Source organism: Paenarthrobacter sp. NCHU4564, assembly GCF_052156435.1.
In the GTDB taxonomy this organism is placed as follows: Bacteria; Actinomycetota; Actinomycetes; order Actinomycetales; family Micrococcaceae; genus Arthrobacter.
This window is the reverse complement of record NZ_JBQLIS010000027.1, coordinates 46,556-55,281: the sequence shown is the minus strand read 5'-3', so window position 1 is coordinate 55,281 and position 8,726 is coordinate 46,556. Positions and strand designations below refer to the sequence as shown.

Genomic DNA, 8,726 nt, shown 5'->3' with positions numbered 1-8,726 from the left:
ACTTCACCATGGCAATCGACACCCTTCAATAATCAGGCGTTGCGATCACCGCATGATACGAAGGGCTCAAAACGCGCTTAACTGCGACCTAGTTGGGTGGGAGGGTTTCGAGTGCCCGTTCGAGGAAAGTCTTCAGTTCGCTGTCTCCCAGGATCGGGGTGACCACGCCCAGTTCCAGGGTGGGCTGGGTTCTTGCGCCGGCAGCCGTCAGTGCCCGCTCTACGTTCCGCCGGCCCTCAGCCACTCCTGCTGAATCGTTCCGTGCGGAGGCCTCCAGCATCTCGAGGGCGTCTTCCACACCGCGGCCATACTCAGCGGCCGCGGTACTCCAGTGCGAGGCATCGGATGCGAACCCGGGGACCGCCATCCGTTGCAGCAGCTCGGGCAGCCGCTGCAGTAGCCGCGCCCTGGCGAGGAGATCCCCTGAAGGTGACCTGCCGGCGTCGTAATCCGACCAGAACCGCTCAATATCAGCACGCAGCTGTGGAGCTGACGGTGTCAGCGGATCATCCTGCCACTCCTGGTTCAGGTCAGCGAAGGCGCGGACTGCCGAGCGCACCTCAGGGTCCGGCCCGGCCAGGAGGTCCAAGGCAGCGTCCATGGAATCCTTGGGATCGTAGGCCGGTCCGTTCCAGGTGAAGTCCGCATACGTGAAGACTGCCGGGAGGGACAGATACGGCTGGATCATGGGGTTGGTGACCATCCCGCGGACGGTTTGGTGCAATGTGGCATCACGGCCAACGACGGGAGCCATGAAGAGGTGGTCCTGGGAAAAGTCGTTGACCGGGTAGTTGTCCCAGACCACCAGGGCACGGGGTGTGCCGGCAGTCCCGTAGGTGCGGCTGGCGTCCCGAGCGGACTGTCCGGTGATGCGGTGGGAGACGACGTCCTCGCCGGTCCACTGCACCACGATCGAGGGATCAAGCGATTCGCCCAGCAGTTCCTTGTAGGCATTGCTTGCCGAGCCGTTATAGAAGGTGGGGACCGTCTCCAGTGGCTGGAGGCCCTCCTTGGCCGCAATGAATTGTTCATTCACGCGGTTAAGGAACCGGGCCTGGGCCCTGGCCAGGTTGGCCTGTCCCGCGCCGAATTCCTCCAGGTCCCCCGCACACTGCACGCGGGTGGCAATGTCATCCAGCGGAATGACAAAGGACCTGACCCCCAGCGAATACAAGGACTCAAGTTTGGCCAGCGCGTCCTCAAGATCGGAGGGACGCGAATAGCAAATGTCGATTCCGGGCGACAGGGCGTAGCTGAAGCGGACATGGTTGGCGGTGGCCGTGGTGATGAGCTCCTGCAGCTCCGCCAGCTCTTCGTCCGTGTACAACTCCCGCCATTTGTCCCGCAGCAAGGGATCGTCCTTGGGTGAATAGATGTAAGTGTTCATCTTTTGGCGGCCCGCGAACGCTATGACATCAAGGCGTGCCTGGTGCGACCAGGGAGTGCCGTAGAACCCCTCGATCACGCCGCGGGTTTCCATCAGCGGCCAGTCGCTGATCCGTACGCTGGCCACCGCACCGTCCTTCACGAGCTGGCGGAGGGTCTGCACGGCATGGAACAGCCCGTCACCGTCGCGCGCGGCGAGTACCGCCGTCGGGATCCCCTCCCGCTCTCCGGTGGCGATCGCGTAACCTTCCGGGCGCTCCAGGGCGTCCTGCACGGTTTCGGGGTTCCCTCCCGCCACGTCCTTCAGCAGCGTGCCCGCAGCCTCATCAGTCCCGAGGTGGACTTCCGAGGAACCCTCCTCCGGACTCCCGGTGGCGGCCCCGGGTTCGGACATACCCCCGGCATCTGCCACAAGGTCCTGGATGACGCTGATTGACGCCGGGTCCGTTCCCGGCGCGGCCACAATGTAGACCCGCCCGTTCAAGGGAACAGTGCCGTTTCCGGACCTGACATCCTGGGGCATCGGATGGACGGCCGGTATGCCTTTCCGGTCCTCCCCCCGGGGATCCCCGCCATCACGGGCAACTGTGATCCACGCCACCACAACCACCAATGCCATCGCGAAAGCCGCGGCAACGATCAGCAGGGATCGCCTCCGCCTGGTGCCAGCGCCGGCAGGTGCTGCGTTCAAATCGGGTATCCCCTTGGGTATGCCGTCTCCGGCTCACTGGAACGATGTGTCAAGACAATCACACCCCGATGGTGCTGGATAGGGGCGGGACGAGCGTCGCGCCAAACTAGAGTTGTTGCGTGAACCTCCTCATTGCCGCGCTGGGTGTGCTGGGCGTTGCGTCGTCCGGGCCCCTGATCGCAGGTACCCTCGGCGCTACCTCCGTGACGGCACTGGCCATCGCGTTCTGGCGGAACGCTCTTGCGGCCGTCATCATGGCGGCGCCGGTGGCCATCAAGGAGCCAAGGCAGTTTGCGCAGATCACGCGCCGCGAGCTGGGCTGGTCCGTTGTTGCGGCCGTGGCACTGGCATTCCACTTTGCCTGCTTCATCACGGCGCTCCAGCTGACGTCGGTCGCGGCCGCCACGGCACTTGTCTGTCTGCAGTCGGCATGGATTGCCGTCTTCCAACTGTTCCGCGGCACCCGTCACCGCTGGCCTGTGCTGGCGGGCCTCGGCATCGCCTTCGCCGGTGTCGTGGCTATTACGGGATTCGACATGGGCTCGTCCCCGGAAGCGCTGCTGGGCGACATCCTGGCCTTGGCCGGCGGAGCTTTGGCGGGCCTGTACACGCTGGCCGGCGGAAAGGCGCGGCAGAGCATGGGTATCGGGACGTACACCGCCCTGTGTTACGGAATGTGCGCGGCCTTGGTGGCGGTCATGGCGTTGGTGGGCGGCCAGCAACTGACAGGGTTCGACGCCGGAGGCTGGCTTGGGATCCTTGCCATCACCGTCTGCGCGCAACTGGTGGGACATACGGCGTTCAACCATCTGCTGGCAACCATGAGCCCGCTGGTCGTCTCCATGATCATCCTGCTGGAGATCCCCGGCGCTGCCGTCCTTGCGGCGGTTTTCCTGGCCGAGGCCCTACCCGCCGGGATTTACGCGGGCCTGGGGCTGATCCTCGCAGGACTAACGGTGGTGGTGGCCGGCCAGCGCCGGGACCGGGCGGAAGCACACCGGCGCGAGGCGGAACTTGGCGCTGACTGACGTGCCGCCGTCGGGCTGTTCCGTAATTACAGCCCGACGCGTCGGGCGCCCTGGGCAGCGTTGGCCGTGTGGATTGCGCGCAACAGCTTGGCCGGGAAATACACGGAGAAGAACACCACCATGGGTGCCTTCAGGGCCATCTTCTTGACGTTGTGTGCCTTGTACGTGCGGTCGAACCGCGTCACGTAGTAGCGGTAATCCCGCGGTGAATCTTCGAGGCGGCGCGCTGACATGCCGGAGACCATCTGCGGACAGTACTGGATGTGGAGGTCGTGTTCAGCCAGGTGCAGTGAGAGGTCGATGTCTTCATGCATCTCATCCTTCTCATCCAGGCAGGCTTCGTCCCGGATGGTTTCCCAGGCGGTGCGCCGGAGGGCCATGTTGGAGCCGAACAGGAAGTGGTACTGGTGCTTGGCCAGGCGCAGCATGAGCTGCCGCATTTTGTCGTCCGCCTTAAGCCCGAAGCGGCGCATGGGCATGTCGTAATAGACCACCGGGCCGGTGGCAGCCTGCACATGCCGGTCCATGAAGGCTTTCTGCACCTGCTCCACCCAGTCGGGCTCCAGCACCGAGTCGGCATCGATGCGGCCCACGATGTCAGAGGTGGCGCTGTTCAGTCCGAAGTTGCGGGTAGGGATGAGGCCCTGCACCGTGTCCTGCTTGAGCAGGATGATGGGGCTTTCCGGGTACTCCTGCTGCATCTGACGCACGATCCGCGCCGTCCGGTCCGTGGACAGGTTATCCACCACGATGATCTCATTGGCCGGAACAGACTGGTAGATGGCCGCGATGAGGCACTGGCGGATCACGCTTTCCTCGTTATACGCCGGGATGACGATTGATACGCCGGGCGGTTCCGGAGCATCCTTGAGGGCACCCGCGAGGGGTCTATCGGCAGACATCACTTCAAATCTAACACCAGCCACACCGCGTCAGGCTGAGCGCCGGATGACGCCCCGGCAAACACTGAAGGGACCCCTTCCGGGATCCCTTCAGTGTTTTGTCCGGCAGTGATTGCCGCGCGTTCCTAGAGACCGGAGTCCTTGGATTCGGCGCCCTTGTCCTTGTCCAGGCTTGCGGCGATGTTCTTGACAGCCGTCTTGGCGTCGGTGGCGACGGTGCCCTCCACGTTGGCGAAGGCGTCCTTGGTGGCCTGCTCGGCCTCGGCTGCAGCTTCCTCCGGCGTCAGGTCAGCAGTGTGCTTCTCCGGACCAGTGGATGCTGCCGCGGTGGCGGCGGTTGCCGATGCCGTGGCATCCGACGCAGCCGTGTCCGATGCCACGGGAGTGGTTGACGGTGTGGGGGTCACGGGCGACGGTGTCTTCCAGGGATCTTCAACCGGCTTCGCAGCCTTCCAGGCTGCTACCCCGGCGGCCACGGCAGCAGCGATGACGGTGACGATCAGCAGTCCACGCTTCCGGGGCTTCTGCTGCTTGCCGAGCTGCGCGGAGACAGCGTTACCGGCCTCGTCCGCAACGACCTTGATGTGCTTGCCAGTTGCCTGGGCCTGTTCCTGCACACTGTGGACAACACCCGAGTCTGCAAGTTTCTGGGCAACGGCGTCCACCTGCGCCGGAGCGTTCTCCAGGACGTGATGGACTGCCACCGAGGCCTGGCCAAGCTGTTCGGACAGCTTGGGCAGGTACTCCACCACAACTTTGTCCCGTGCAAGGCCGATGGCCGGGGTGGCCTTGTTCAGTGCTTCCTGGATCCTGGGAGTCGCATCCTCCACAGCGTCATGGATCTTCGGCGCGAGGTGGGCCAACCCATCCTGGATCCGCGGGGTTACGGTCGCAACGCCGTCCGCCAAGTTGTGGGCTGCGCTCTTCAGGCCCTCCTGGATCTTGGGGGAAGCGGTGTCAATGCCGTGCTGGATGCGGGGAACAGCCCAGTTGACGGCAGCTTCAACGCGGGGCGCCGCCCAGTCGCGGGCGTTATCCACACCAACCACCACGGAGTGTTCAATGTCGCGGGCAATACGGTCTGATTTCTTCACAACTACCTCCCGATACACATGCTCGTTTGTTGCTAGCCTACGTGGCTTGGGGAACACCGGCTATTCATCTGCGCGATTCTTCCCGGATTTCACCCAGCGCGGAACCGGCTTGCGGGCCCCACCGGCGTTGACCCTGCATGAAAGAATGGCTCCATGACCATTGCAACCGCAAAAGCAACAATCCACACGAGCCTGGGCGACATCAAGGTTGACCTCTTCGGTAACCACGCCCCCAAGACCGTGGCCAACTTCGTCGGCCTCGCCACCGGTGAAAAGTCCTGGACGCACCCGGAAACCGGTGAAGACAAGACCGGCACGCCGCTGTACAACGGCACCATCTTCCACCGGATCATCAAGGACTTCATGATCCAGGGCGGCGATCCCCTGGGCCGTGGTGTTGGCGGACCGGGCTACAAGTTCGACGACGAAATCCACCCCGAGCTGACCTTCAACGCCCCCTACAAGCTGGCCATGGCCAACGCGGGCATCCAGATGGGCAAGGGAACCAACGGTTCACAGTTCTTCATCACCACTGTCAACACCGACTGGCTGTTCGGCAAGCACAGCATCTTCGGTGAAGTCACGGACGAGGAATCCCGCAAGGTTGTGGACGCGATCGAGGCCGTCCGCACCGGTATGGGCGACCGCCCTGTTGAGGACGTCGTCATCAACAGCATCGACATCGAACAGCTCTAACCTGCACCCATGAGCTACGGAATCCCGTCGGCAGAGCCGTCCGCTGATATCCCGGTGTGCCCGAGGCACCCGGACCGGCCCTCCTATGTGAGGTGCCAACGCTGCGGGCGCCCCGCGTGCCCCGAATGCCAGCGGGCGGCCGCCGTCGGGTTCCAATGCGTTGACTGCGTCAACGAGCAAAAACGTACGACGCCGGCCTACAAGTCCGCATACGGCGGCGCCTTGGCCATGGGGCGTCCTTTGGTGACGTACACGATCATCGGGTTGTGCCTGCTGGTCTTCATCCTCCAGTGGGTGCTGCCGGGAGACGTCATCTTCCAGAACTTCGCGTTCGCCAACATCTTCGCGGAGAGCCAGCCCTGGCGCATGCTCACCGCGGCATTCCTGCATTCGCAGGGCTTCCTGCTCCATATCGTCCTGAACATGTACACCCTGTGGATCTTCGGCCAAGCCCTTGAGCCGTTGCTCGGGAGGATCCGCTTCCTCGCTGTGTACCTGATGTCCGCGATCGGTGGTTCCATAGGTTTCCTGCTCCTGACACCCGACCGTCCGATCGTGGGAGTCGTGGGGGCCTCCGGCGCCATCTTCGGCCTGTTCGGCGCCATGTTGGTGGTGCAGAGGCACCGCGGCGGAGAAACCAAGCAGCTGTGGGTCCTGATCGCGATCAACGGTGCGATCGGCTTCTTTGTCCCCAGCATCGCCTGGCAGGCACACCTGGGTGGGCTCATCACCGGTGGCCTTGCTGCTGCCGCCATTGCGTACGCGCCGCGCGGCAAGAACCAAGCGCTCCTGCAAGCGGGTGGGCTGGTCCTGGTCGCCGGGCTACTGGCCGTAGTTGCCGGATTCAGGCTGGCTGCGTAGCGCCTATTCCCCAGGGACGACGGGGTTCCGGGGCAGTTGGCCCGCTGCTGGTATCACGGGCTGGCGGAGGATCGTTTTGAGCTTCTCCGGCGCCGTGCGGCGGGCGTCGCTCAAGTAGATCTCATGGTGTTTGCCGGTCATCGTGAGTGAGTTTTCCGGGATGAACCCGTTGTGCATACTCTCCAGCACCGGCCCCTCGGCATCGTAAGGGCCAATGTGCAAGGTCTGGACGCAGAGCCCCTCCTCCAAGGGCTCCAGTCGTAACGCATCCAAGGATGGCGCTTCCCCTTTGGCCGCAACCACCTCAAGGATCCGTTCCAGATGGTCTTGGCCGATCCAGTCCGGGACCAGGTTCAGGGCTGTCCATGACCACCGTGATTTGTCGCGTGCGCTGGTGAAACTCTCCATATCGTCCGCCCACCAGAGACCCTCCAGCGGCATCACACCGTAATCCCTGTCCAGTTCCTTCTTGCTGAAGAACTTGAGTGCGTACGCCACGGGGTAGATCGTCTTGAGGGCATCCTGATACCCCTGTGAGCTGTTGGGATCACCGTGCCCGTCAATCATCAGGTACTGCAGCCGCGGCACTGTGACGAGTGAGAACTTTCCGCGGGGCGCAGTGTAGGAGGGAACGGAATTTTTCAGTTCTGCCTTCTCCATGCCCACTCCACTCCTTCTTTCGGCGGCTGTCACTGTCCCTGCCGCCCTTCGTCTCTTTAGCGTTTATCCACAGGAGTTTTCCACACTGTGAGTAACTTACATAGATGTAGTTAAAGGTGACCCCGGTGTCAGAGGTGGTCTGTGGGGACAGATATCCCCTCCAAGGCATGAATTAGTCCACATCTGTGGATAACTTTGTCCCCTACGGGGCTGGAAATGTGGACAAGTGAGGTTCAGGACCACCATCTGTGGAAAACACTGTTAATTCCGCACGCTCAGCCCGGGTTTCAACAGGTTTATCAACACTGTTAATAACTTACAGGACTGTAATTCAGGCGTGACGATGACCCCGGATCCCAACAACGGCGGGCTCTGTCCGGTGAAATGCCACAGGTTTTCCCCACCTGTGGATAACTTGTGGGTACTGGCATGTTGTTAAGTGGGTAAGTCTCACGGAGACGCTTTGGCGCTCCGGGCGGAGCGGCGGATCATCCTCTGCGGGGAGGAACCAGAGTGGGTGACGCCGGCAATGCTGTGACCGTGAACTTTCCGTGAAGTCACGGCCACTATCCACAGCGATGTGCACACTGGGTAAAACTCTCAGCAGGGTACTTTTGGTGGCCGGACACCGTCAGGACGCGGGAGATGTGCTGAGATGCGTGGATGTCCACAAACTTTATCCCCACCTGTGGATAAAGTTACGCACTTTTGTGGACAGGGCCGGGCCTCCATGCACGCGGCGTTGTGCTGCCGAGGGCTTCAGGCCCACACTCCGGATGAACCGCGCCTGTGGCTGTCCAGCAAGTGGGTATCCACGATCCCCACTGCCTCCATGAGGGCAAACATGGTGGTGGGTCCCACGAAAGCAAACCCCTTCTTGCGCAGCGCCTTGGACAAGGCAATGGATTCCGGTGACGTGGTGGGAATGTCAGCCACGGTCCGGGGGACGGGAGTTGAAGCGGGCTGGAAGGACCACACGAAATCCACCAGGCCGCCCTCTTCGCGCAGGGCAATGGTGGCTTTGGCATTGGTGATGGCAGCGTTGATCTTCAAGCGGTTGCGGACGATCCCGGCGTCCAGCATGAGGCGTTCAACGTCGGCCTGGTTGAAGGCGGCCACACTCTCAGGGTGGAAGTCCAGGAAAGCTTTCCTGAAAGCATCGCGTTTGCGGAGGATGGTGGCCCAGGACAGTCCAGCCTGGAATGCCTCCAAACTGATGCGCTCGTACATCCCCTGCTCGTCCCGGACCGGCATGCCCCACTCGTGGTCGTAGTACGACTGCATCAAGGGGTCAGCGGCTGCCCACAGTGGACGCGCCAGGCCGTCAGGACCGACGATGATGCCGTTTTCTCCAGGGGTCACGCAGTTCTCCTCCATTGCTCCTGCGGATATTGTGCACCGCGGCCCT

The 8,726-nt window shown here is 62.7% G+C and carries 8 protein-coding genes; 3 read left to right on the top strand and 5 right to left on the bottom strand.

Annotated features, from left to right (window positions below):
• Positions 1-88: 88 nt before the first annotated feature.
• Positions 89-2,077, bottom strand: a complete 1,989-nt coding sequence (locus tag ACSVIE_RS19695; protein WP_442424939.1) for a beta-N-acetylhexosaminidase family protein — start codon at positions 2,075-2,077, stop codon at positions 89-91.
• A 119-nt stretch (positions 2,078-2,196) separates the two neighbouring features.
• On the opposite strand from ACSVIE_RS19695, the gene ACSVIE_RS19690 reads away from it, so the two are divergent.
• Positions 2,197-3,105 (top strand): DMT family transporter, encoded by a 909-nt coding sequence (locus ACSVIE_RS19690; RefSeq protein ID WP_442424938.1) that lies wholly within the window; start codon positions 2,197-2,199, stop codon positions 3,103-3,105.
• Between the two features lie 26 nt (positions 3,106-3,131).
• Here ACSVIE_RS19690 and ACSVIE_RS19685 read toward each other — a convergent pair whose 3' ends face one another.
• Both ACSVIE_RS19685 and ACSVIE_RS19680 read right to left on the bottom strand, forming a co-directional pair.
• On the bottom strand, positions 3,132-4,007 hold the full coding sequence (locus tag ACSVIE_RS19685) for a glycosyltransferase (protein ID WP_426005018.1): 876 nt from the start codon (positions 4,005-4,007) through the stop codon (positions 3,132-3,134).
• Between the two features lie 125 nt (positions 4,008-4,132).
• The gene (locus ACSVIE_RS19680; protein WP_442424937.1) at positions 4,133-5,101 is read right to left on the bottom strand and encodes a hypothetical protein; all 969 of its coding nucleotides are present in this window, start codon (positions 5,099-5,101) and stop codon (positions 4,133-4,135) included.
• Between the two features lie 153 nt (positions 5,102-5,254).
• Here ACSVIE_RS19680 and ACSVIE_RS19675 point away from each other — a divergent pair, with 153 nt between their 5' ends.
• Together ACSVIE_RS19675 and ACSVIE_RS19670 are read left to right on the top strand one after the other, a co-directional pair.
• On the top strand, positions 5,255-5,797 hold the full coding sequence (locus ACSVIE_RS19675; RefSeq protein WP_426005021.1) for a peptidylprolyl isomerase: 543 nt from the start codon (positions 5,255-5,257) through the stop codon (positions 5,795-5,797).
• A gap of 9 nt (positions 5,798-5,806) precedes the next feature.
• Entirely contained in the window at positions 5,807-6,658 is an 852-nt protein-coding gene (locus tag ACSVIE_RS19670) for a rhomboid family intramembrane serine protease (protein WP_426005022.1), read from the top strand.
• A gap of 3 nt (positions 6,659-6,661) precedes the next feature.
• On the opposite strand, the gene ACSVIE_RS19665 is transcribed toward ACSVIE_RS19670, so the two are convergent.
• On the bottom strand, positions 6,662-7,318 hold the full coding sequence (locus tag ACSVIE_RS19665) for a GyrI-like domain-containing protein (protein WP_442424936.1): 657 nt from the start codon (positions 7,316-7,318) through the stop codon (positions 6,662-6,664).
• Between the two features lie 759 nt (positions 7,319-8,077).
• The gene (locus ACSVIE_RS19660) at positions 8,078-8,695 is read right to left on the bottom strand and encodes a DNA-3-methyladenine glycosylase I (RefSeq protein WP_442424935.1); all 618 of its coding nucleotides are present in this window, start codon (positions 8,693-8,695) and stop codon (positions 8,078-8,080) included.
• Positions 8,696-8,726 lie beyond the last annotated feature (31 nt).